Origin of the sequence: Amycolatopsis sp. NPDC004625 (assembly GCF_040609695.1) — a bacterium.
Lineage (GTDB): Bacteria > Actinomycetota > Actinomycetes > Mycobacteriales > Pseudonocardiaceae > Amycolatopsis.
The window spans coordinates 68,507-90,167 of record NZ_JBEXKX010000022.1; the positions used below are offsets into that span (position 1 = coordinate 68,507).

A 21,661-nucleotide genomic window follows, 5' to 3' on the forward strand; every position below is an offset into this window, starting at 1 on the left:
GGGCGTTGACAGTCTCCCGGTGCGCGAGGCAAGCTGATCCCCGTCGGTAAACTGAAATGAATACGGCGACGTTTCAATTTCAGGTCGGCTGATCAAGGCGGGGGCGCCTTGATCCGGGGAGGACGTCGTGAGGGTTGTGCTGCTCGGCGGCGCGGGGGCGCTCGCCGGCCGGAGCGGGCGGTTCGGCGGAACGGGACTTACGCTCGTGCAGGACGCCGTGCCGCGGCTCGTGCTGGTGCCGGTCGCGTTCCGGCTCGCGCTGTTCCTGCAGGCGGTGTGGTCCGGCGGCCCGCTGAGCGCGCCGGTGCTGTCGCTCGCCGTCGTCCTCTACCTGGTGCCGAACCTCCTCGAAGTGGCCTGGGTCTTCCGCCGGGCCACCGGGATCCGGCCGGTACTGGCCGCCGACACCGCGTACACGCTCATCACCAGCCTCGCCGCGGCCGTGTTCGCGGCGCGGTCACCCGAGCTGCTGACCCTGGCCTGGCCGAACATCATGGGCACCGTCATGGTCTGGACCCTGCTGCGCGGGGCGCCGGCCGGGGCGGTCGCGATCGCCGGCGCGCTGCTCCTGCGGTACGGCATGGCCGCGGTGTCGGGCACGTCGGCGCCCGCGACGTGGATCCTGCTCGCCCTGGTCGCGGCGGCCGTGACGGCGCTGGCGATCGTGCTGCTCGTCGCCGGGGCCATGCGGTTCGCGCTCGGGCTCGGCGAGCAGCGCGGCCGGGCCGCCGAACGGGAGCGGCACCGCCGCGACGTCCACGACACCGTGCTGCAGGTGATGGAGTCGCTCGCGCTGCCCGCGCCCGGGGACACGCTCGACCCGCGGGGCAGCCTTGACCAGGTGCGCCGCACGGCCCGTGCGCACGCGCTGCGCCTGCGGCTCAGCCTTGACGGCGACGCGCCCGCCGAGCCGGGCGGGCTCGAACACCGCCTCGGTGCACTGGCCGTCGAGATGACGGCCGAGGGCCTCCGCGTCGACCTCGTCGTGCTCGCGAAGCCCACCGACGTCCCCGAAGCCGTCGTCAACGCGCTTCACGACGCAACGCGCGAAGCGCTGCGAAACACGTTGAAGCACGCGAGAACCGCGAAGGCCGTGGTGTGTCTCGAAGCCCGCGAAGGCAGTGTCACGGTGTCGGTGCGGGACCACGGAACCGGCTTCGACCTCGGCGCGCGCCGCGCCGGGTTCGGCATCGAGAACTCGATCCACGCGCGGCTGGCCGAGATCGACGGCGCCGCGCGCATCGACTCGGCGCCCGGCCAGGGCACCCGCGTCGTGCTGACCGCGCCGTTAGAGCTGCGTTTCCCCGTCGGGTGAGTCCCGCCACTGCGCGAACGGGCGGTCCAGCGACCACTTGCCGTCGGACTCCGTGAGGACGCGGTGTTCGCAGGTCGCCGGGTTGGACAGGGACTCGAACAGCTCGATGCTCCAGCCGAAGAGCCGGCGGCACAGCAGCCGCAGCGTCAGCCCGTGCGAGACGATCAGCACCGTCTCGGGGTGAGCTTCGTCGCGCTGGCGCAGGTCCGACAGGAACGCCGCGACGCGGTCGTCGACGTCCGCGCCCGACTCGCCGAACGGCAGCCGGTAGAAGAAGTGGCCGAACTCGTGGCGCCGCGCCTTCTGGACCTCCTGGTCGGCCGGGTCCTGCAGGTTGCCCCAGTCCTGTTCGCGCAGCCGCGGTTCCTGGACCAGCCGCTCGCACGACGCTTCGACGTCCAGCAGCCGCAACGTTTCCCGCGTGCGCAGGTACGGGCTGACGTACACCGCGGGCCGGGCCCCGTCGAGCAGCCGCCTGATCTCCGGCGCCACCGCCGCGGCCTCCTGCCGCCCCTTCGCGGTCAGCGGCAGCGCGTGGTCGGGGATCCGCGTGTAGGCGAGTTCGTCGACGTTGCCGAGCGACTCGGCGTGCCGCAGGAGGATCAGCTTCACGGCGCCATCCTGCCCGTCACGCGGGCCTGACGGGGGCGGGGCATACCCTCAGGGGCGTGTCCAGCGAGCCCGTGACGAAGCCCGAGGTCCCCACGCAGCGCCGGGCGAGCGTGCTGCCGCTGCTGTCGGTCGGCGTGCTGCTGGCCGCGGTGGTCGCGATCGGCCTGATCGCGCTGACCGGCGGGGCCGGCTACGTCATCGCCGGCCTGCCCGACCCGGGGCTGGTCACCAAGTACGGCATCACCGTCATGCGGGTGCTGTCCGAAGCCGCGTCGACGATCTGCGTCGGGTCGCTGCTGCTGGCCGCCTTCCTGGTGCCGCCGCAGAAGTCCGGGACGCTCGGGCCCGACGGCTACGGCGCCCTGCGCGCGGCCGGGATCGCCGCCTGGGTGTGGTTCGGCGCGGCCCTGCTTTCGGTCGCCTTCACCGCCGCCGACACGGCCGGAAAGCCGTTCGGCGACGTCCTGGACCCGCAGACGCTGCTCGACCTCGTCGGCGCCATCGAACAGCCCAAGGCGTGGCTGTGGACGGCGCTGATCGCGGTCCTGGTCGCCCTCGGCTGCCGGTTGGCGCTGTCCTGGGGCTGGACCGCGGTGCTGTTCTTCGCGGCCGTCGGCGGGCTGGTCCCGGTCGCGGTCACCGGGCATTCGGCCAGCGGCGGCTCGCACGACATCGCCACCAACAGCCTGCTGTTCCACCTGGTCGCCGCCGCGCTCTGGGTCGGCGGGCTGGTCGCGCTGCTGGCGCTGGGCTACCGCCGCGGGACCCACCTGAGCCTGGCCGCGCAGCGGTTCTCGAAGCTGGCGTTGGTCTGCTGGATCGTGATGGCGCTCTCCGGCGCGGTCAACGCGCTGGTCCGGATCGGCCTCAACGACCTGTTCACCACCGACTACGGCCTGCTCGTCGTGGCCAAGACGGTGGCGCTGCTGCTGCTCGGCGTGTTCGGCCACCAGCAACGCGAAAAGGGCGTCGCGAACCTCGTCGACGGCAAGGGCGGCGCCCAGCTGCTGCGCCTGGCCGCGGTCGAGATCCTGATCATGTTCGTCACCATCGGCATCGCCTCCGGGCTGGCCAGGACGCCGCCGCCGGCCGACGCGATCACCCAGCCGTCGACCACCGAGCTGCTGATCGGCTACGACCTCGACGGCGCCCCGACGGCGTTGCGGCTGCTCTTCGACACCCGCTTCGACCTGGTCTACGGCACCCTGGCGCTGGTGCTCGGCGGGCTCTACCTCGCCGGGGTGCGGCGGCTGCTGCAACGCGGCGACAGCTGGCCGGTGGGCCGCACGGTCGTCTGGATCGCCGGCTGCGTGGTGCTGCTGATCGCGACGTCGTCCGGGATCGGCCGGTACGCGCCCGCGATGTTCAGCGTCCACATGGGCAACCACATGCTGCTGTCGATGGTGGTGCCGGTGCTGTTCGTGCTCGGCGGCCCGGTGACGCTCGCGCTGCGCGCGCTGCCGGCCGCGGGCAAGGACGCCCCGCCCGGGCCGCGCGAGTGGATCGTCGCCTTCGTGCACTCCCCGGTTTCGCGGTTCCTGACGCACCCGGTCGTCGCGCTGCTGCTGTTCGTCGGGTCGTTCTACGCGCTGTACTTCTCCGGCCTGTTCGACAACGCGCTGCCGTACCACTGGGCGCACCTGGTGATGAACGGGCACTTCCTGCTCGCCGGGTACGTCTTCTACTGGCCGGTGATCGGCGTGGACCCGGCGCCGCGGCGGATCCCGTACCTCGGCCGGCTCGGGATGATGTTCGCCGCGATGCCGTTCCATGCGTTCTTCGGCGTGATCCTGATGAGCAAGCAGACCGTCATCGGACAGGCCTTCTACAGCCAGCTGCACCTGCCGTGGGTCCCCGACCTGCTCACCGACCAGCGGCTCGGCGGCGGCATCGCGTGGGCCGCCGGCGAGGTCCCGGTGCTGCTGGTGCTGATCGCGCTGCTGGTGCAGTGGTCGCGCCAGGACGAGCGCGAGGCGAAGCGGCGTGACCGGCGCGAAGCGGCTACGGGTGACGAAGAGCTGAACGCCTACAACGCGATGCTGAAGAACCTCGCCGAGGGCAACCGACCCTCGGGTTCCAGTTGAGGTTGAGGGCGCTTCCGGCCGTCGGAAACAGTGCTTCCGGTGATCTCGGGCTGACTTTCGGTAGTCCGGTGGTGACCGGCGTCGAGCCGCGATCACGAGCGCTCTACGATCGTGGGTATGGCCGAGTTCATCTACACCATGAAGAAGGTGCGCAAGACCGTCGGGGACAAGGTCATCCTCGACGACGTCAGCACCGCGTTCTACCCCGGCGCCAAGATCGGCGTGGTGGGGCCGAACGGTGCCGGTAAGTCCACCGTTCTCAAGATCATGGCGGGGATCGAGCAGGCCAGCAACGGCGAAGCGTTCCTCCAGCCCGGTGCGAGCGTCGGCATCCTCATGCAGGAGCCGGAGCTCACCGAGGACAAGACGGTCCGGCAGAACGTCGAGGAGGGCCTCGGCGAGATCAAGACCAAGCTGGACCGCTACAACGAGGTCCTCAAGCTGATGGAGACCGAGTACTCCGAAGAGCTGCTCGAGGAGATGGGCAAGCTCCAGGAGGAGCTCGACCACGCCGACGCCTGGGAGCTCGACTCGACCGTCGAGCAGGCCATGGACGCGCTGCGCTGCCCGCCGCCGGACGAAGGCGTCACCCACCTCTCCGGTGGTGAGCGCCGCCGGGTCGCGCTGTGCAAGCTGCTGCTGTCGGCGCCCGACCTGCTGCTGCTCGACGAGCCCACCAACCACCTGGACGCCGAAAGTGTCCTGTGGCTGGAGCAGTTCCTGGCCCGCTACGCCGGTGCTGTCCTCGCCGTCACCCACGACCGGTACTTCCTCGACAACGTGGCCCAGTGGATCATGGAGCTGGACCGCGGCCGCGTCGTCGGCTACGAGGGCAACTACTCGACGTACCTGGAGAAGAAGCGCGAGCGCCTCGAGGTCCAGGGCAAGAAGGACGCGAAGCTCGCGAAGCGCCTGAAGACCGAGCTCGAGTGGGTGCGGTCCAACGCCAAGGCGCGTCAGACCAAGTCCCGTTCGCGGCTCGACCGCTACGAGGAGATGGCGGCGGAGGCGGACAAGCACCGCAAGCTCGACTTCGAAGAGATCCAGATCCCGCCGGGCCCGCGGCTGGGCAACGTCGTGGTCGAGGTCCAGAAGCTGCAGAAGGGCTTCGACGGCCGCGTGCTCATCGACGGCCTGTCGTTCGACCTGCCGCGCAACGGCATCGTCGGCGTGATCGGCCCGAACGGCGTCGGCAAGACCACGCTGTTCAAGACCATCGTCGGGCTCGAGGAACCGGACGCCGGCGAGGTCAAGATCGGCGAAACGGTCAAGCTGTCCTATGTGGACCAGAACCGCGGCGGGATCGACCCGAAGAAGACCGTCTGGCAGGTCGTTTCCGACGAGCTGGACTACATCCACGTCGGCCAGACCGAAATGCCGTCACGCGCGTACGTCAGCGCGTTCGGCTTCAAGGGCCCGGACCAGCAGAAGCCGGCGGGCGTGCTCTCCGGTGGTGAGCGCAACCGGCTCAACCTGGCGCTGACGCTCAAGCAGGGCGGGAACCTGATCCTGCTCGACGAGCCGACGAACGACCTGGACGTCGAGACGCTGGGCTCGCTGGAGAACGCGCTGGAGCAGTTCCCCGGCTGCGCCGTCGTGATTTCGCACGACCGGTGGTTCCTGGACCGGGTCGCGACGCACATCCTGGCCTGGGAAGGCACGGACGAAGACCCGGCCAAGTGGTTCTGGTTCGAGGGCAACTTCGAGGGGTACGAGAAGAACAAGGTGGAGCGGATGGGCGCCGAGGCTGCCCGCCCGCACCGTGTCACCCACCGCAAGCTGACCCGCGACTGAGGGGGCGGGTTTCCCCGTGGAAGCCAGCAAAGCGCACCGGACGGGCCCGTCCTCCCAACGGGAGGGCGGGCGCTCCGCCAATGCCGGGGGAACCCTCTCCGCAGTCGGCCGGCTGATCGAGCGGGCGGACGCCCTGCACCTGCGGGCGCCCGAGCTCGCGCTGGTCCTCGGCGAGCGAGCGGCCGCACTGGCGGAGGCCGCCGGGGCCGACGAGCAGTGGATCCGGGCCGAGAGCCTGGTCGTGTCCTCACGCGTCCGGCTCGGTGACCGGCCGGGCACGGTCGGGCGCGCGGTCGCGGCCCTGCGCGCGGCCGAGCACGCCGGCTACGGCGACATCGCCGCGCGCCTGCGCATCGACCTCGCGGTGTGCGCCCGCAGCCTGGGCGTGCCGCTGACCGGCCTCGCCGCGCTTCGGCCGGTGCTGACCGACCCGGTCGTCTCGCCGGTGCACCGCGCGGCCGCGCTGTGCCACCTGGTGGGCGGCCTCGGCCAGCTCGGGCGCAAGTCGGAGCTGGACCGCGTGCTCGTCGAGGCGGACAAGCTCGTCGCCGGCGACGAATCCCTGGGCGCCGACACCCAGCTGCTGGTGCGGGCGCTGCTGCGCGTCGGCACGGCGTCTCACCGGCGCCGCCACGGCGACCTGACGGCGGCGGCCGACGCGGCCCGGACCGGGCTCGGTTTCCTGGAGAAGCTCGACAACCCGGCCGACGACGGCGGCCTGGTCCGCATCCGGCTGGTCCTGCTGCTGGTGAGCACGCTGCTGGACCGCGGCGATGCGGAAATGGCGTACGAGATCGCCGAGCCGGTGCTGGCCGAGCCGGTGCGCGCGGCGGGCGTCGCCCCGATGGGCTGGCTGCGGCTGGCCGTCGCGACCCGGGTCCACCTGCCGGCGGGCTCGGGCGAGGCGGCGACCGAGCTGGTCCGCGAAGCGGTGGCGAGCACCGACCGGCACGGCCTGCCGGCGATCACGGCCCGGTTGTGGCTGGAGCTGGCCCAGCTGGAGGAGCGGTTCGGCCAGGCGGAGGAGGCCATCGCGTGCCTGTACCGCTCGCGCGCGGCGGAGCAGCTGCACGCCCGGGCCCGGCGGCAGGCGTGCAGCGTGCTGGCGGGCGAGTTCGGGACCGGGGAACCGGCGTCGGTCGACCTGGACGAGGTGCTGAAGGCGGTGCCGTCGCGGCCGGTCCCGGCCTTGCCCGCGGCGGTTTCGGTTCCGGTGCCGCCGGCGGCTTCGCAGCCGGCACCGACGCAGCCGGCACAGACGCAGCCGGCGCCGGCGTGGTCGTTCGGTCGCGAGGAGGCGCCCCCGCGGCAGCCGGCGTGGTCGTTCGAGCGCCCGCGGGTGACGGCGGACGTGGCCGAGACGACGCTGATGCCGGCAATCCGCGACGACGGCCCACCGCCGGCGGCGAGGGTTCGGCCGGAGCCGGTCGTGGCGGAGCGGCAGCCGGAGGTTGAGGCGCGGCCGGGCCGCGGGGTGGCTCAGGCGGACGTCGAGGCGCGGCCGGCGGTGGAGCTGCGGTCGGAGGCCGGTGGGTCGCGGTCGCGGGAGCCGGGGTACCGGTCGGAGGCTGAGGCGCGGCCGGGTGCGGCCGGGGCGCGGGAGCCGGAGTTCCGTGCCGAGGCTGGGTACCGGTCGGAGGCTGAGGCGCGGGCGGGTGCGGCCGGGTCGCGGTCGGAGGCTGGCGGCTCGCGGTCGCGGGAACCGGAGTTCCGCACGGAGGCCGAGGCACGGTCGGCGGTGCGGTCCGAAGCTGCCGGGTCGCGGCCCGAGCGAGAACCGCGGTACCGGCCCGAGCCCGCCGAATCGCGGACTAAGCGGGAGCCCGAGTACCGAGCTGAGCCCGCCAAAGCGCGCGAGGTCGAATACCGCGCTGAGCCGCGGGAGCCGGAGCCGGTCGAGGTGCGTGAGGCGGAACGCCGGGCCGAGCCCGGCGAAGGGCGGCCGCCGCGCGAGGCTGTGCGTCAACCCGATGTTGCCGAGCTGCCGGAACCGGCGGCCGCCGACAGCGGCAAGACCAAGTTCTCCTGGGCCGCGCTCGCCGAGGCTCGGCTGCGGGAGACCGCCGCCGAGCGGGAGTCGGCGCCTACGCGGGTCACGCCGGCGCTGCCGCTCGCGCCTGCTCCCGCCGCCGAGCGGGAACCGTACGAACGGCCACGGGAACCGCAGCCGTCCACGCGGCACGATGCCGAGCACGGGTCGGTGGCCGCGCGGTCGGTGCTCGACCGGCTGGGCATCTCCGCTGCCGGGGGAGCGGGCGGCCGCCGCCGGGCGGAGGACGCCGAAAGCCCCCGTGAACCGGCCCGGCCCGAGCCGGAACTCGCGCCGCCGCCGCGCCCGGAGGACGAACCGCCCTCGGTGCCGGACTACCGCGACGAAGCCGAGCCCTGGCTGCCGCGGCTGCGGATGCCACCGTCGCTGGAGCCGATGGAGGACTTCGGCCACTGGACGCCGGCGACGGCCCCGTTCCCGGAGAGCTACGCCCGCGCGATCGCCGAGGACGAGCCGCCCCCGGACGCCGGGCTGGCGGACCTGCTCGCCCGCGCCCTCGCGGAACACCAGGCGGGCACGGCCAGCGCGGCGGCGCTCGTCAAGCAGCTGGGCTCCCAGGACACGGGCCGCCGCAACGGTCACGGCCGCAACGGCCACGGCGCCGAGGTCCCGGACACCCGCGGCCACGGTTCCCGCGACTGACCCAGGCACGCGAAGTCGAAGCCGGAGCCGGCCGCCGGGGCGCCCCCCGTTTTCCACGCTACCCGCCACCACCGACAGTTTCGCCGCTGTCCGCCGACCACAGCGGACCGTTCACCCGACCCGGGGGTCCGGTCGCTGGGACACCCGCCGGACGATTCCAGTGGGATCCGTCGCACCGCGCCGTCGCCGACCGGCCGACAGCGTTCGCCCAGCGGCTCGGCCGCCGATCAACTGAACCGATCACGTTGGCTCCGCTCACGGTAACGCCCTCGCCGCGCGGCTGGTCAGCGCCGCGCCGCTGCCCCGGAGACAACCCGTCAGTAGCTTGACCGATCCCGCGAATCCGCTGCCCGGAAAGGGTTTTCGGGCCCGCGGGAACCCCCGGGTCTTCATGTGATCCGGGATCGCGGCGCATTAGTGTGGGGTGCGCCGGCTCAACGCCGAACCGGCGCGGTGCCACCTCACGCAAACTGGAGAGTTGCCTCAAATGAGCTCGACCGGAGTCTCGTCCCTGCCCGGAACCGGAGCCGAAACCGAACCCGAATTCGGCCAGCGCTCCCCGGCCAGCCCGGAGCAGATCAGGGACGACCTGATCGACGCCGCGGCCGGGCTGGCGCCGGAGATCGGTGAGCTCATCCGGCTCTACTACCGGCACATCCCGCCGGAAGAGATCGTCGGCGACGAGCCCGTCAACCTGGTCGGCGCCGTCCGGTCGCACCTGCAGCTGGCCAAGTCGCGGATGCCCGGCCGCCCGGCCGTGCGGCTGCTGAACCCCACCGTCGCCGAAGACGGGTGGGCGCGCGAAGCCACCGTCGTGCAGGTCGTCACCGATGACATGCCGTACCTCGTCGACTCGATCGCCGCCGAGTTCGCGCGCGACGGTGTCCAGGTGCAGCGGATCGTTCACCCGATCGTCGTGGTCAGCCGCGACCTCACCGGCGAGCTCCTCGAGGTCCACCCCGAAGCGGACCCGGCCGAGCCGCCCGCGAACTCGGCCGCCGAGTCGTGGATGTACGTCGAGATCGACTTCGTCACCGACCGCAACCGCGCCCGCGAGCTCGACAACCGGCTCTCCAGCGTGCTGGGCGACGTCCGCGAGGTCGTCGAGGACGCCGAGAAGATGGCCCAGACCGCCTGCCAGCTCGCGGGCGAACTGGAGACCGAACCGCCGCGGCTGCCCGAGGAGGAGGTCGCCGAGGGCGCCCGCCTGCTGCGCTGGCTGGCCGACGGCCACTTCACCTTCCTCGGCTACCGCCGCTACGAACTGATCGACAACCCGCACCCGGACTCCGACGAGCCGGCTCTGCGCGCGGTCCTGGCCTCCGGCCTCGGCGTGCTGCGCCAGGACAGCCTCGCCGCCCGCGGTCTCACCGCCGGCCCGGACACCGCCGTGTCCGCCCTCGCGCCGTCGCTGCTGGTGCTGACCCAGGCGAGCGCGCCCTCGACCGTGCACCGGCCGGTCTACCCGTACTACGTCGGCGTGAAGACCTTCGACGCCGGGGGCAACGTCACCGGCGAACACCGATTCCTCGGCATGTTCACCACCACCGCGCTGCACGAGAACGTCCTCGACATCCCCGTCGTCTGCAAGCGGGTCCGCGAGGTCATCCACCGCGCCGGCTTCCCGATCGAGTCGTTCTCCGGCCAGCGGATGCTGGAAATCCTGCAGAACTGGCCGCGTGCCGACCTCTTCTCCGCCGACAGCGACTCGCTGTACTCGACGACGACCGGCGCGATCACCCTCGCCGACCGCCGCCGGCTGCGGCTGTTCCTGCGCCGCGACCCGTACGGCCGCTTCTACTCCTGCCTCGTCTACCTCCCGCGCGACCGCTACACCACGCGCTCGCGGCTGGCGATGCAGGAAGTCCTGCTCGAAGAGCTCGAAGGCACCCAGCTCGAATACAGCGCCCGGATCGGCGAGACCGTCCTGGCGCAGGTGCACTTCGTCGTGCACACCGACCCCGCGCGCCGCCTCGACCCGGACACGCTCAAGATCCAGGACCGGCTGAACGACGCCGTCCGCACCTGGGACGACCGGATGGTCGAGGCGGTCCTCGACGAACGCCGGGAGCGCGCCGACGGCGGCGTCGCGGTCGGCATCGTCGGCGAGGAGTCGGCCACCGAGCAGGGCCAGCGCTTCGCCATGGTCTTCCCCGAGGGCTACAAGGAGGACTTCACCGCCGAAGAGGCCCTCGGCGACCTCCGCTCGCTGGACTCGCTCACCGACGAAGGCGACCTCGCGCTGTCGTTCTACCGGCCCGCCGAGGCCGGGCCGGGCGAGCGGCGCTTCAAGCTCTACCTGCGCGGCGAGGGCGTCACCCTCTCGAAGGTGCTCCCGGTGCTGCAGGCCATGGGCGTCGAGGTGGTCGACGAACGGCCGTACGAGCTGCACCGCGAGGACGGCGGCGCGTGCTGGATCTACGACTTCGGCCTGCGCGTCGACCAGAAGATGCTCGACGAGTCCGACGAGCACGCCGTCGAGGAGCTGCGCGGGCGGTTCCAGGACGCCTTCGAGGCCGCCTGGCGCGGGGACGCCGAGGTCGACGGCCTCAACGGGCTCGTCCTGCGCGGCGGGCTCACCTGGCGCCAGGCCGCCGTGCTGCGCGCCTACTCCCGCTACCTGCGCCAGGCCGGCAGCGCGTTCTCCCAGGACTACATCCAGAACACGCTGCTGAACCACACCCAGGTCGCGACCAAGCTGCTGCGGCTGTTCGAGGCCCGGTTCGACCTCCGGCTCGCCGACGCCGACCGCGAGGCCGCCACCGAGGCGCTCGCCGCCGAGCTGAACGCGATGATCGACGAGGTCACCAGCCTCGACGAGGACCGGATCCTGCGCCGCCTGATGGCCGTCATCCGGGCCACCCTGCGGACGAACTACCACGTCATGGGCACCGACGGGCGGCCGCGGACCTTCCTGGCGATCAAGCTCGACCCGGCCGGCGTGCCCGACCTGCCCGAGCCGCGGCCCAAGTTCGAGATCTTCGTGTACTCGCCGCGCGTCGAAGGCGTCCACCTGCGCTTCGGCGAGGTCGCGCGCGGTGGCCTGCGCTGGTCGGACCGCCGCGAAGACTTCCGCACCGAAATCCTCGGCCTGGTCAAGGCACAGGCGGTGAAGAACGCCGTGATCGTGCCGGTCGGCGCGAAGGGCGGCTTCGTCGTCAAGCGCCCGCCGGCCCCGAGCGGGGACGCCAGCATCGACCGCGACGCCCAGCTCAACGAGGGCATCGCCTGCTACCGCATGTTCATCTCCGGCCTCCTCGACCTGACCGACAACCGGATCGAGGGCAAGACCGTCCCGGCGCCGGGTGTCGTCCGGCACGACGCCGACGACTCCTACCTGGTCGTCGCGGCCGACAAGGGCACGGCGAAGTTCTCCGACATCGCGAACGAGGTTTCGGGGCAGTACGGCTTCTGGCTCGGCGACGCGTTCGCCTCCGGCGGCTCGGTCGGCTACGACCACAAGGCCATGGGCATCACGGCCAAGGGCGCCTGGGAGAGCGTCAAGCGGCACTTCCGCGAGCTGGGCACGGACACCCAGACCGAGGACTTCACCGTCGTCGGCATCGGCGACATGATGGGCGACGTCTTCGGCAACGGCATGCTGCTGTCCGAGCACATCCGCCTGGTCGCCGCGTTCAACCACATGCACGTCTTCCTCGACCCGAACCCCGACGCGGCGACGTCGTACGCCGAGCGGCGCCGGCTGTTCGACCTGCCGCGCAGCTCGTGGGACGACTACGACCGCGCGCTGATCAGCGAAGGCGGCGGGATCTACCCGCGCACCGCGAAGTCGATCCCGATCAGCCCGCAGGTCCGCGAAGCGCTCGGCCTCGAGGAGAGCGTCACCGCGCTGGCGCCGATGGACCTGATCCAGGCGATCCTGCTGGCGCCGGTCGAGCTGCTGTGGAACGGCGGCATCGGCACCTACGTCAAGGCGGAGTCCGAAACCCACACCGCGGCCGGCGACAAGGCCAACGACGCCATCCGCGTCGACGGCAAGCAGCTGCGCGTCAAGGTGTTCGGCGAAGGCGGCAACCTCGGCCTCACCCAGCTGGGCCGCATCGAGTTCGCGCGGGGCGGCGGCAAGATCAACACCGACGCGCTCGACAACTCGGCCGGTGTCGACTGCTCCGACCACGAGGTCAACATCAAGATCCTGCTCGACCACCTGGTCCAGACCGGCAAGCTGGAGCGCGAGCAGCGCAACGAGCTGCTGGAGGAGATGACCGACGAGGTCGGCGCGCTGGTGCTCAAGGACAACTACCGGCAGAACGCCGTCCTCGGCGTCAGCCGGGCGCACGCCGCGCCGATGGTCTCGGTGCACGCGCGGCAGGTCCAGGCGCTGGTGTCCGCGGGGGCCTTCGACCGCAAGCTCGAAGCGCTGCCGAGCAACTCGGAGTTCCGCGAGCTGGAGAAGGCGGGCAAGGGCCTCACCTCGCCGGAGCTGGCGACCCTGCTGGCCCACGTCAAGCTGGAGCTCAAGGACGAGCTGCTGGCCAGCGACCTGCCCGACTCGCAGGTGTTCGCCGGCCGGCTGCCCGAGTACTTCCCGAAGCCGCTGCGCGAACGGTTCGCGGGCGCGATCGGCGAGCACCCGCTGCGCCGCCAGATCATCACCACGATGATCGCCAACGAAGTGGTCGACGGCGGCGGCATCTCGTTCGTCTACCGCCTGATGGAGGAGATGAACGCGACCGCCACCGACGCGGTCCGCGCGTACGCCGTGGTGACGCGCGTGTTCGACCTGCCCGCGCTGTGGACGGAGATCGACGCGCTGGACAACGTCGTGTCCACCGAAGTCGCCGACGCGATGGTGCTGGAGACGCGGCGGCTGCTCGACCGGGCCGCCCGCTGGTTCCTCACGAACCGGCCGCAGCCGCTGGCCCCGCTGTCGGAGATCAAGCGCTTCGGCCGGGTCCTGAACGAGCTGGTCCCGAAGATCGGCGACCTGCTCCGCGGCCGCGAGGCCGAGTCGGTGCAGGCGCACGCGGACGAGCTGATCGCCGCCGACGTGCCGGCCGAGCTGGCCCGCCGGGTGTCGCTGCTGCTGCACACCTACGGCCTGCTCGACGTCACCGAGGTGGCCGAGCTCGCCGAGCAGCAGATCGGCGTGGACGCCACGCACAGCCCGGCGGAGACGGCGGAGCTGTACTACGCGCTTTCGGCGCACCTGGACATCGACTCGATGCTCACCGAGATCAGCAAGCTCGAACGCGGCAACCGCTGGCACGCGCTCGCCCGGCTTTCGCTGCGCGACGACGTCTACGGCTCGCTGCGGGCGATCACGCTGGACGCGCTGCGGCACAGCGACCCCGGCTCGTCCGGGGACGCCAAGATCGCCCAGTGGGAAAAGACGAACTCGTCCCGGCTGCAGCGGGCGCGCGTCGCGCTCGACGAGATCACCAAGTCCGGCCGGCTCGACCTGGCGACGCTGTCGGTGGCGGCCCGCCAGATCCGGAGCACGGTGCGGTGACCTACGTTGCGCACGTCCGCCCGCGCTGGACGGACATGGACGTCTACGGCCACATCAACCACGCGAAGCTGGTGACGCTGCTCGAAGAGGCGCGGATCCCGCTGTTGTTCGAGGCGGCGGTCGAGGCGGGGCTGGACCAGCTGCCGAAGGGCATCGTGGTGGTGCGGCTCGAAGTGGCCTACAAGGCGCCGATCGTGGTGTCCGGGCAGCAGCTGCGGATCGACATCGACCTCACGCAGCTGCGCGCGGCGAGCTTCACGCTGGCCTACCGCGTGCACGGCGGGCCGTCGCCGGACGACCCGGTGGCGGTCACGGCCGAGACGGTGCTGGCGCCGTACGACACGGTCGAACTGCGGCCGCGTAGGCTCACCCCGGCCGAATCGGAGTTTCTGAAGCAGGGGTTCGCGGATGCCTGAGTTGTTCGTGCCGGACGCGGCCGACCGGGAGACCCTCGGGGCGTTCGTCGCCCGCGCGGTCCGGCTGGACGGCCAGACGGCCGTCCGGCTGCGGCAGCGCGGCGACGGCGTGGTCGAGGCCTGGACGTCGACGCCGTTCGAGTGCCTGGCCACCCGCGCGGTGGCCGGTGACGTCACGCCCGGCGACGTCACCGTGTCGGGCAACGAGCTCCTGGCCGCGCTGACCGTGGCGGGCGCGCCCCGGATGGACCCGGGCCCGGCCCGCGACCTGCTCTGGCACGGCGAGCTGCCGCCGTCCGGTCGCTGGCCGCTGGTCGACGAGCTGCCCGCGCGGGTGGTGGCCGAGCTCGCCGACCGCGGCGTGACGCTGGCCAGGGACAACGCGGGCCCGCACGGCACGCCGCCGGCGTCGTTGATGGACCAGGCGGTGCTGACCGTGTCCGGCGGCTCGGTCGAGGTCAAGGTCCAGATGCGCTGCCTGTTCGCGATGTCGGGCATGGGTTTCGTGGACTCGGACGTCCCCGGTGACGTCGTCCGGGTGACAGCCACGGACTCGTGGCTGCGCTTGGACGCGCGGTACGGCGCGATCGTGCGGCGCCGGCACGCCCTGCTGCCGCTGCTGTTCTGACGGATTCCTTACGGCGGCCACCGGTGCGGCCCATCGGTGGCACGCTGGAGGTATGACCCCGGACGAAGACCCGACCGCGGACTTCCTCGACGACGTGCGTACGGACGAGGAAACGCCGTGGCGGACGGACCGTCCGGCGGGCTCGCAGGCGCCTGCGCCCGCGGAAAGACCTGAGAGGTGGGGCCGCACGCGTGCGGCGGGCCGGGCGGCCGCCCAGGCGGCGCCCTACCTCCAGGCCGCGGCCCTGGTGGCGTGGCTGGCGAGCGGCGCCTTCGACGACGGCTCGGGCTCGGGCAACCAGAGCTAGGCGGGCTGCGTGCGGCCGATCGGCCTCTGCTTCGTCGGCCGCGCCGGCTCTTCGTCCCGCTCGTCCACGCTCAGTTGAGCGACAAGAAGGGTTGGCTCCAGCAGGCGCCTTGCTTGACCTGCGTCCTGGATGACTCGGCGAAGCCGGGTCCGATGACGTTCCCGATCCGAGCCAAGCCCTTCTCCGCTCAGGCACTGAAAGGTGATCGTCTCAGGAAGCTGAAGGCCGCCATAACTGCCGACCTGGCAAAGCGCTCGTATCGCCGTCACCCCTGTGCTCGATGCGCACGTCGACGTCGTCGACCCCGAACTGCGGCTGAGTTTCCTCAGCGGGAGCGTCATCGATATCGACTGAAGATCGACGACGGCTCGGGCAACCAGAGCTAAACGAGCCAGACGGCCGAGTCCGCCGGCAGCTTCCCCTCGACCAGCGGGCTGCTCGAAAGCAGCACCTCACCCGGCGGCAGCGCGATGGGCGAGGCCGAGGTGTTCAGCGCGCACACCAGCCCGCCCCCGCGGCGCCGGAACGCGAAACACCCGGCCGGGGCGCCGTACCACTCCAGCTCGTCGCCGCTGAATGCCTGGTGGGTCTTGCGCAGCTCGATCGCCTGGCGGTACAGCGACAGCGTCGAGTCCGCGTCCTCGATCTGCTTCTCCACCGTCAACCCCGCCCACGAAGCCGGCATCGGCAGCCACGTGCGCGGGTTGCGCGAGAAGCCGAACGGGGGCAGGTCGCCCTCCCACGGCAGCGGTACCCGCGAGACGTCCCGGCCGAACTCCGCGCCGCTGGTCTTGGCCCGCGGGTCGGCCATGTCCGACGGCGACAGGGAAACGTTCGCCAGCCCCAGCTCTTCGCCGTTGTACAGGTACACCGCGCCCGGCAGGGCCAGCTCGACCAGGGCCATCGCCCGCGCGCGCCGCACGCCCGCCGTGCCGCCGCCGTAGCGGCTGACCTGGCGCCAGACGTCGTGGTTGCCCAGCGTCCAGGTCGCCGGGGCACCCGTGCGGGCCGGGACGGACAGGGACCGCTCGATGGCCGTGCGCATGGCGTCGGCGTCGAAGTGGGTCAGGACCAGGCGGAAGTTGAACGCCAGGTGCAGCTCGTCGGGCCGCAGGTAGCGCGACAGCCGCTCCTCGTCGGTCACCCAGATCTCGCCGACCGCCATCGCGTCCGGGAACTCGTCGAGCAGCTTGCGGATCATCTGGTGGATCTCGTGGACGCCGTCGTGGTCCCAGCGCGGGTCGTAGTAGTGGTTCGGCCCGATCCCGTTCGCGCGCGGGTCCATGTCCGGCAGGCCCGGCGGTTTGGCCATGCCGTGCGCGACGTCGATGCGGAAGCCGTCGACACCGCGTTCGAGCCAGAACCGCAGGGTGCGTTCGAGGTCGGCGGCGACCTCCGGGTTGGCCCAGTTCAGGTCCGGCTGCTGGGGCGCGAACAGGTGCAGGTACCACTGCCCGTCCGGCACCCGGGTCCAGGCCGGGCCGCCGAACGCGCTGACCCAGTTGTTCGGCGGATCCTCGCCTTTCGGGCCGACGCCGTCGCGGAAGACGTAGCGGTCGCGCTCCGGGCTGCCCGGCTTGGCGGCCATCGCCGACTTGAACCAGGCGTGCTGGTTGCTGGTGTGGTTCGGGACCACGTCCACGGTGATCTTGATGTTCCGCTTGTGCGCCTCGGTGAGCAGCACGTCGAAGTCGCCGAGGGTGCCGAACATCGGGTCGACGTCGCGCGGGTCGGCGATGTCGTAGCCGTGGTCGGCCATCGGGGAGCGGTAGAACGGGGTCAGCCACAGCGCGTCGACGCCCAGCAGCTCCAGGTAACCCAGGCGGGAGTGGATCCCCTCCAGGTCGCCGACGCCGTCACCGTCCGAGTCCGCGAACGAACGGACGTAGACCTGGTAGAAGACGGCGTCTCGCCACCAGGCGTCCCGTCTCATACGAAGCTGTTCATCATGCTGTGCGCGGCCATCTCCAGGTAGGCCCAGAGCTGACCGCGGTACGGCTCTTCCAGGTTCTCCTCGTCGACGGCGATCCGGATGCACCGCAGCCAGGCGTCCCGCTCGATCGGCCCGATCTTGAACGGCGCGTGCCGCATCCGCAGCCGCGGGTGCCCGCGCTGGTCGGAGTAGGTGTGCGGGCCGCCCCAGTACTGGATGAGGAACAGCCGGAACCGCTCCTCGGCCGGCCCGAGGTCCTCCTCGGGGTAGAGCGGGCGCAGGATTTCGTCCCGCGCGACCTCCTCGTAGAACCGCCCGACGATCCGGCGGAACGTCGGTTCGCCGCCGATCGCTTCGTAGAGGTTCGCCGGTTCGCTCACTGCAGACACGCCTTCCATTTTGCCCTTCGTTCCCGGGTTCCCGACGCCCGGTCCGCTCATGGCGGATGGTCGCAAATCCGTTTCCCAGCGTAACCGCGCTTCGCTACCGTCTCCGATCGTGACGACCGACCTCGACCACTGGCGTGACCACCCGGAACGCTGGCCCGAGCTTGCCTACGCCGAGGCGCGTGACGAGGACGGCGATCCCGCCGACGCGCACCACGCGGCCCGCGAAGCGGTCCTGCGCCTGCTGCTGCGGGACCGCCGGGACACCGACGCCGTGTTCCTCCGCTACCTGCTGGACCAGGAGATCCGCTACCACGACGCCGGCTGGGGCTACGACGACAGCCTCGGGCTGGCCGCGCTGCTGCTGAGCGAGTGCGGCGAAGCCGACGACGTCTGGCAGCTCAGCGAGGCGAAGTACACGAACTTCGACACCTCCGGCGGGCTCGACGCCTTCCTGCTGTTCCCCGCCGGGGTGGCCGCGACGCTGGAGCACGTCGAGCGCAGCGACCACCCCGACCGGGACGACGTCTCGGCCGACCTGCGCGAGCACCTGGTGCACGACCCCGGTCTCGATCGGGACCGCGCCGCCCGGCTCGCCGGCCTGCGCGAGCACTACTCGGCCTGACGGACCTTCTTGTCGACCACCGGCGCCGCGGGCGCCGCGGCCGGGAACAGCCGGCCGAGCGGCGGGTCGAAGCCCGCCTCCTCCAGGGCCGCCAGCAGCTGGGCGCGCAGCGCCCGCTGGACCGCCCACTGCTTGCCCGGCCGGACCTTCACCGTCAGCCGCAGCTGGATGCCCTCCGGTGTGACGCTCTCCACACCGAGCACCTCCGGCGGCTCGAGGACGTTGTCCTTCAGCGCGTCGCTTTCGGTGGCCGCGGACGCCGCGCCGGCGAGCACCGTCGCCGCGCGCTCGACGTCGGCGGTGTAGCCGAGCGGGACGTCGACGACCGCCACCGCGAAGCCCTGGCTCGAGTTGCCGACGCGCAGCACCTCGCCGTTGCGGACGTACCAGACCGTGCCCTTGACGTCACGCAACGTCGTGATGCGCAGGCCCACGGACTCGACCGTGCCGGACGCCTCGCCGACGTCCACGACGTCGCCGACGCCGTACTGGTCCTCGACCATCATGAAGATCCCGGACAGGAAGTCCTTGACCAGGTTCTGCGCGCCGAACCCGATCGCGACGCCGATGATGCCCGCCGAGGCGATGATCGGGCCCAGGTTGATGCCGAGTTCGCCCAGCACGAGGATGAACGCCAGGCCGTAGATCAGGAACGTCGCCATCGACTTCAGCACCGAGCCGATGGTCTTCGCGCGCTGGCGGCGCCGTTCGATGACGGCGGAGCCGAGCACCTCCGGGGCGCGCTCGCGCAGCGGGCGCAGCATCGACGGGAGCTTGCCGCCGGTCTTGGGCAGCGTCGTGACGCGGTTGATCAGCCTTCTCAGGATCAGCCGGACCACGAACGCGATCACGATGATCATCAGGATCTTGACCGGCTTGGTGATCAGCCAGTTCGCCGAACCCGCCAGCCACGCGTTGTTCGTGACGTCGTACACCTGGGCACAGAACGTGCTCGGGTCTTTGATGCACGGCGGGTCGGCGGTGGGGAGCAGGGAGAGCACGGGGGTTCGTTCATCCTTCCGATCCGGTCGGGCACCCCAACGCCGAGTGGATGTTGGGTCGCGCGGATGTGACACGTCTTGTAACACACGTGCGCTGGGGGCCTGTTCTGTGGTCGACTATGCCTACGCCCCTGGAGGTGGTCGAGTGCCAGACCGACAACCCAGCCCCCGCGGCGTCTCCGGCCAAGCCACGGCCGACGAGACGCCAGAGGTGGTTCTGCGTGCCTACCCGGGAGGATCCGCATCCGGCGGAACCGTCCCGGCCGGGCCGGGGACCCGCCCAGGGGGAGTGACCCGCCCGCCCGGACAGCGTAGTAGAGGCCGGGATCCGGCCGCCCCGGCCTGGGGCCGGCGCCGGGTGCTCCTGCTCAACGCCACCTTCGAGCCCCTGACGGCGCTGCCGCTGCGGCGCGCCGTCGTGCTCGTGATGTGCGGCAAGGCCGAAGTGGTCCACGGTGACCCCGGCGGGATCGAGCTGCACTCGGCGAAGGTTTCCCTGCCGGTGCCCTCGGTGATCCGCCTCAGCACGTACGTGCGGGTACCCTACCGGGCGCAGGTGCCGCTCACGCGCGCCGGGCTCATGCACCGCGACCGGTACCGCTGCGCCTACTGCGGGGGGCGGGCCGAGACGATCGACCACGTCGTCCCGCGCAGCCGGGGCGGCCCCCACAGCTGGACCAACTGCGTCGCCTGCTGCGCCAAGTGCAACCACCGCAAGGCGGACCGGCTGCTCTCGGAGATCGGCTGGCGGCTGCGCGTGGTCCCGCGTGCCCCGCACGGCCCGCACTGGCGGCTGCTCGCGCACTCCAAGGAGGCCGACCCGCTCTGGCGGCCGTATCTCGGCTCCGCCGCTTAGCTCCACCACCGGCGGGCGGAGCCCCCGGACAAGCCGGCGCCCCGGCTGCCTTGCGGCGGCCGGGGCGAGCCGGGTGCTTGCGCGAGGTGCTCAGGTAGTGCGCGCGTGGCCCTGGAGTACGGGGTCAGGCAGCGAGCGCGTAGTCGCTCCGGCAGGTGACGCGGGTGCCCATGGTGACGCGCGTGCCGCGGGTGACCCGGGTGCCTCGCGTGACCCGCGTGCCGCAGGTGACCCGCGTGCCCGCCGTCACCCGCGTGCCCATCGTGACGCGGGTGCCGCGCGTGACCCGGGTCCCTCGGGTGACCCGCGTCCCCGCCGTCACCCGGGTGCCCATGGTGACGCGCGTTCCCGCCGTCACGCGTGTACCGCGAGTGACACGTGTACCCCGGGTAACCCTTGTGCCCGCCGTCACACGCGTTCCGGGCACGAATTCGATGTCGCTCAGTGACGAGACGGTCTCGGTGATCGCCTGTGCGGGCGTCTGGACGCTGTTCATGGCGGGGCCTCCTGGGACCGGTGCGTTACCTGCTGGGGCTGGGGAGCGGGGCGCAAGGCCCGTACAGGTGAAAAAGCTACGAGGATTTCAAGGCCCGGACAAGACGACAGCGGCGGGTGCGGCCGCCTGTACGTTGAGTTGCAACCTTTCGGCCCGACGGTCTTCGCCCCAACGTTCCAGTGGCCGCGCGCCAAGCGGCGGACGGCAGTCGGCTTACGACGAACGGTCGAGCGCGCCGCGCGCGGTGGCTGAAGTGTTCCCGGAGGTCATCCGATACGCTCAGCGCCGTGAACGTTGTCGAGACGATCGTGGTCTTCGCCGTGATCCCGCTGGCGATCTACGGCCTCGCCGGGCTGCTGACGCTCCGGCGCAGGTCCGGTGGTGCCTCGCGGCACCGGTCCGGCCAGTCCTGGGAGTACCCGGCCATGTGGTGGAGCGCCAACCCCGACGGGGTCGGCACGGGGCACCGGCACGCCGGCGCCGAGAACAACGCGCCCGAGGGCGCATCGACCGCGGCGGGAGGCGCTCGTGGCAACTGGTGAGCTGACGAAGCGCGTCGACGAGTCCGAACTGGGCTACGGCGAGGCCCTGATGGCCACCGGACGGGTGTCCGCGGCCAAGATGTACGAGCCGGCGGCGCCGGCCGGGCCGTTCACGACCCGCCAGCTGGCCCGCCTCGACGAGGCGCTGACGTTCGCTTCGCGGGAGACCGGGTTGGACTTCAGCCTGTACCTCGGCGAGCTCGGGGCGGAGAGCCGGGAGACGGCGGAGAAGCTGCACGCGACGACGGCGGACCCGGGGAACTCGGTGCTGATCGCGGTGTCGCCGGGCGAGCGGAAGATCGAGATCGTGACCGGCCGGGCGGCTTACCTCCGGCTGCCGGATCGGGGTGCCAAGCTGGCCGTGGCCAGCATGGTGGCGTCCTTCAAGGAGGGCGATCTGGTTCGGGGGCTCGTGAACGGGTTGGTGAACGCGCTGCGGATGCTTTCGGACCAGGCTGGTCCGGCGCCTCGGTAACCGCTTGGTTTGGGGAAGCCCCGTGC

At 71.8% G+C, this 21,661-nt stretch carries 17 protein-coding genes; 12 read left to right on the plus strand and 5 right to left on the minus strand.

Annotated features, from left to right (window positions below):
- Window positions 1–136 precede the first annotated feature (136 nt).
- Complete coding sequence (locus ABZW17_RS24870; RefSeq protein ID WP_354818780.1) at window positions 137–1,315, plus strand: ATP-binding protein; 1,179 nt, start codon at window positions 137–139, stop codon at window positions 1,313–1,315.
- On the opposite strand, the gene ABZW17_RS24875 is transcribed toward ABZW17_RS24870, so the two are convergent.
- Window positions 1,289–1,927 carry a phosphoglycerate mutase family protein gene (locus ABZW17_RS24875; RefSeq protein ID WP_354818643.1) on the minus strand — a complete coding sequence of 213 codons (639 nt, stop codon included), beginning with the start codon at window positions 1,925–1,927 and terminating at the stop codon, window positions 1,289–1,291. The genes ABZW17_RS24870 and ABZW17_RS24875 overlap by 27 nt on opposite strands.
- Window positions 1,928–1,983: 56 nt before the next feature.
- On the opposite strand from ABZW17_RS24875, the gene ABZW17_RS24880 reads away from it, so the two are divergent.
- The 7 genes from ABZW17_RS24880 (at window position 1,984) to ABZW17_RS24910 (ending at window position 15,321) form a co-directional block, all read left to right on the plus strand.
- Window positions 1,984–4,011: a cytochrome c oxidase assembly protein gene (locus tag ABZW17_RS24880; protein ID WP_354818646.1), complete on the plus strand. Its 2,028-nt coding sequence runs from the start codon at window positions 1,984–1,986 to the stop codon at window positions 4,009–4,011.
- A 117-nt stretch (window positions 4,012–4,128) separates the two neighbouring features.
- The gene (ettA, locus tag ABZW17_RS24885; protein WP_354818649.1) at window positions 4,129–5,805 is read left to right on the plus strand and encodes an energy-dependent translational throttle protein EttA; all 1,677 of its coding nucleotides are present in this window, start codon (window positions 4,129–4,131) and stop codon (window positions 5,803–5,805) included.
- Between the two features lie 16 nt (window positions 5,806–5,821).
- On the plus strand, window positions 5,822–8,497 hold the full coding sequence (locus tag ABZW17_RS24890; protein ID WP_354818652.1) for a hypothetical protein: 2,676 nt from the start codon (window positions 5,822–5,824) through the stop codon (window positions 8,495–8,497).
- Window positions 8,498–8,984: 487 nt separating this feature from the next.
- Window positions 8,985–13,970, plus strand: coding sequence for an NAD-glutamate dehydrogenase (locus tag ABZW17_RS24895; protein ID WP_354818655.1), 4,986 nt, complete (start codon window positions 8,985–8,987; stop codon window positions 13,968–13,970).
- Window positions 13,967–14,386 carry a thioesterase family protein gene (locus tag ABZW17_RS24900; protein ID WP_354818658.1) on the plus strand — a complete coding sequence of 140 codons (420 nt, stop codon included), beginning with the start codon at window positions 13,967–13,969 and terminating at the stop codon, window positions 14,384–14,386. The genes ABZW17_RS24895 and ABZW17_RS24900 overlap by 4 nt, the downstream gene beginning before the upstream one ends.
- A complete protein-coding gene (locus ABZW17_RS24905; protein WP_354818661.1) occupies window positions 14,379–15,014 on the plus strand; it encodes a hypothetical protein in 636 nt (211 codons plus the stop codon). The genes ABZW17_RS24900 and ABZW17_RS24905 overlap by 8 nt, the downstream gene beginning before the upstream one ends.
- Window positions 15,015–15,066: 52 nt before the next feature.
- Window positions 15,067–15,321, plus strand: coding sequence for a hypothetical protein (locus ABZW17_RS24910; RefSeq protein ID WP_354818664.1), 255 nt, complete (start codon window positions 15,067–15,069; stop codon window positions 15,319–15,321).
- Between the two features lie 382 nt (window positions 15,322–15,703).
- Here ABZW17_RS24910 and ABZW17_RS24915 read toward each other — a convergent pair whose 3' ends face one another.
- A complete protein-coding gene (locus ABZW17_RS24915) occupies window positions 15,704–17,254 on the minus strand; it encodes a glycoside hydrolase family 13 protein (protein WP_354818667.1) in 1,551 nt (516 codons plus the stop codon).
- A complete protein-coding gene (locus ABZW17_RS24920; RefSeq protein ID WP_003069822.1) occupies window positions 17,251–17,634 on the minus strand; it encodes a globin in 384 nt (127 codons plus the stop codon). Before ABZW17_RS24920 ends, ABZW17_RS24915 begins: the two co-directional genes overlap by 4 nt.
- Window positions 17,635–17,752: 118 nt before the next feature.
- Between ABZW17_RS24920 and ABZW17_RS24925 the strand changes: the two genes are divergently transcribed.
- Entirely contained in the window at window positions 17,753–18,265 is a 513-nt protein-coding gene (locus ABZW17_RS24925; RefSeq protein WP_354818670.1) for a hypothetical protein, read from the plus strand.
- On the opposite strand, the gene ABZW17_RS24930 is transcribed toward ABZW17_RS24925, so the two are convergent.
- Window positions 18,253–19,230 (minus strand): mechanosensitive ion channel domain-containing protein, encoded by a 978-nt coding sequence (locus ABZW17_RS24930; RefSeq protein WP_354818784.1) that lies wholly within the window; start codon window positions 19,228–19,230, stop codon window positions 18,253–18,255. The two genes, ABZW17_RS24925 and ABZW17_RS24930, sit on opposite strands and share 13 nt — an antisense overlap.
- 394 nt (window positions 19,231–19,624) lie before the next feature.
- Here ABZW17_RS24930 and ABZW17_RS24935 point away from each other — a divergent pair, with 394 nt between their 5' ends.
- Window positions 19,625–20,122: an HNH endonuclease gene (locus tag ABZW17_RS24935; RefSeq protein WP_091316370.1), complete on the plus strand. Its 498-nt coding sequence runs from the start codon at window positions 19,625–19,627 to the stop codon at window positions 20,120–20,122.
- Window positions 20,123–20,246: 124 nt separating this feature from the next.
- Here ABZW17_RS24935 and ABZW17_RS24940 read toward each other — a convergent pair whose 3' ends face one another.
- A complete protein-coding gene (locus ABZW17_RS24940) occupies window positions 20,247–20,618 on the minus strand; it encodes a hypothetical protein (protein WP_354818673.1) in 372 nt (123 codons plus the stop codon).
- Window positions 20,619–20,905: 287 nt separating this feature from the next.
- Here ABZW17_RS24940 and ABZW17_RS24945 point away from each other — a divergent pair, with 287 nt between their 5' ends.
- Together ABZW17_RS24945 and ABZW17_RS24950 are read left to right on the plus strand one after the other, a co-directional pair.
- Complete coding sequence (locus tag ABZW17_RS24945) at window positions 20,906–21,160, plus strand: hypothetical protein (RefSeq protein ID WP_354818676.1); 255 nt, start codon at window positions 20,906–20,908, stop codon at window positions 21,158–21,160.
- Window positions 21,147–21,635 (plus strand): DUF5130 family protein, encoded by a 489-nt coding sequence (locus tag ABZW17_RS24950; RefSeq protein WP_354818679.1) that lies wholly within the window; start codon window positions 21,147–21,149, stop codon window positions 21,633–21,635. Before ABZW17_RS24945 ends, ABZW17_RS24950 begins: the two co-directional genes overlap by 14 nt.
- The last annotated feature ends 26 nt before the right edge of the window (window positions 21,636–21,661 follow it).

Bases quoted from the DNA above. Each gene is read 5' to 3' on its own strand.
- ettA (WP_354818649.1), top strand. From the start codon at position 4,129: ATGGCCGAGTTCATCTACACCATGAAGAAGGTGCGCAAGACCGTCGGG.
- ABZW17_RS24895 (WP_354818655.1), top strand. From the start codon at position 8,985: ATGAGCTCGACCGGAGTCTCGTCCCTGCCCGGAACCGGAGCCGAAACC.
- ABZW17_RS24905 (WP_354818661.1), top strand. From the start codon at position 14,379: ATGCCTGAGTTGTTCGTGCCGGACGCGGCCGACCGGGAGACCCTCGGG.
- ABZW17_RS24910 (WP_354818664.1), top strand. From the start codon at position 15,067: ATGACCCCGGACGAAGACCCGACCGCGGACTTCCTCGACGACGTGCGT.
- ABZW17_RS24915 (WP_354818667.1), bottom strand. From the start codon at position 17,254: ATGAGACGGGACGCCTGGTGGCGAGACGCCGTCTTCTACCAGGTCTAC.
- ABZW17_RS24940 (WP_354818673.1), bottom strand. From the start codon at position 20,618: ATGAACAGCGTCCAGACGCCCGCACAGGCGATCACCGAGACCGTCTCG.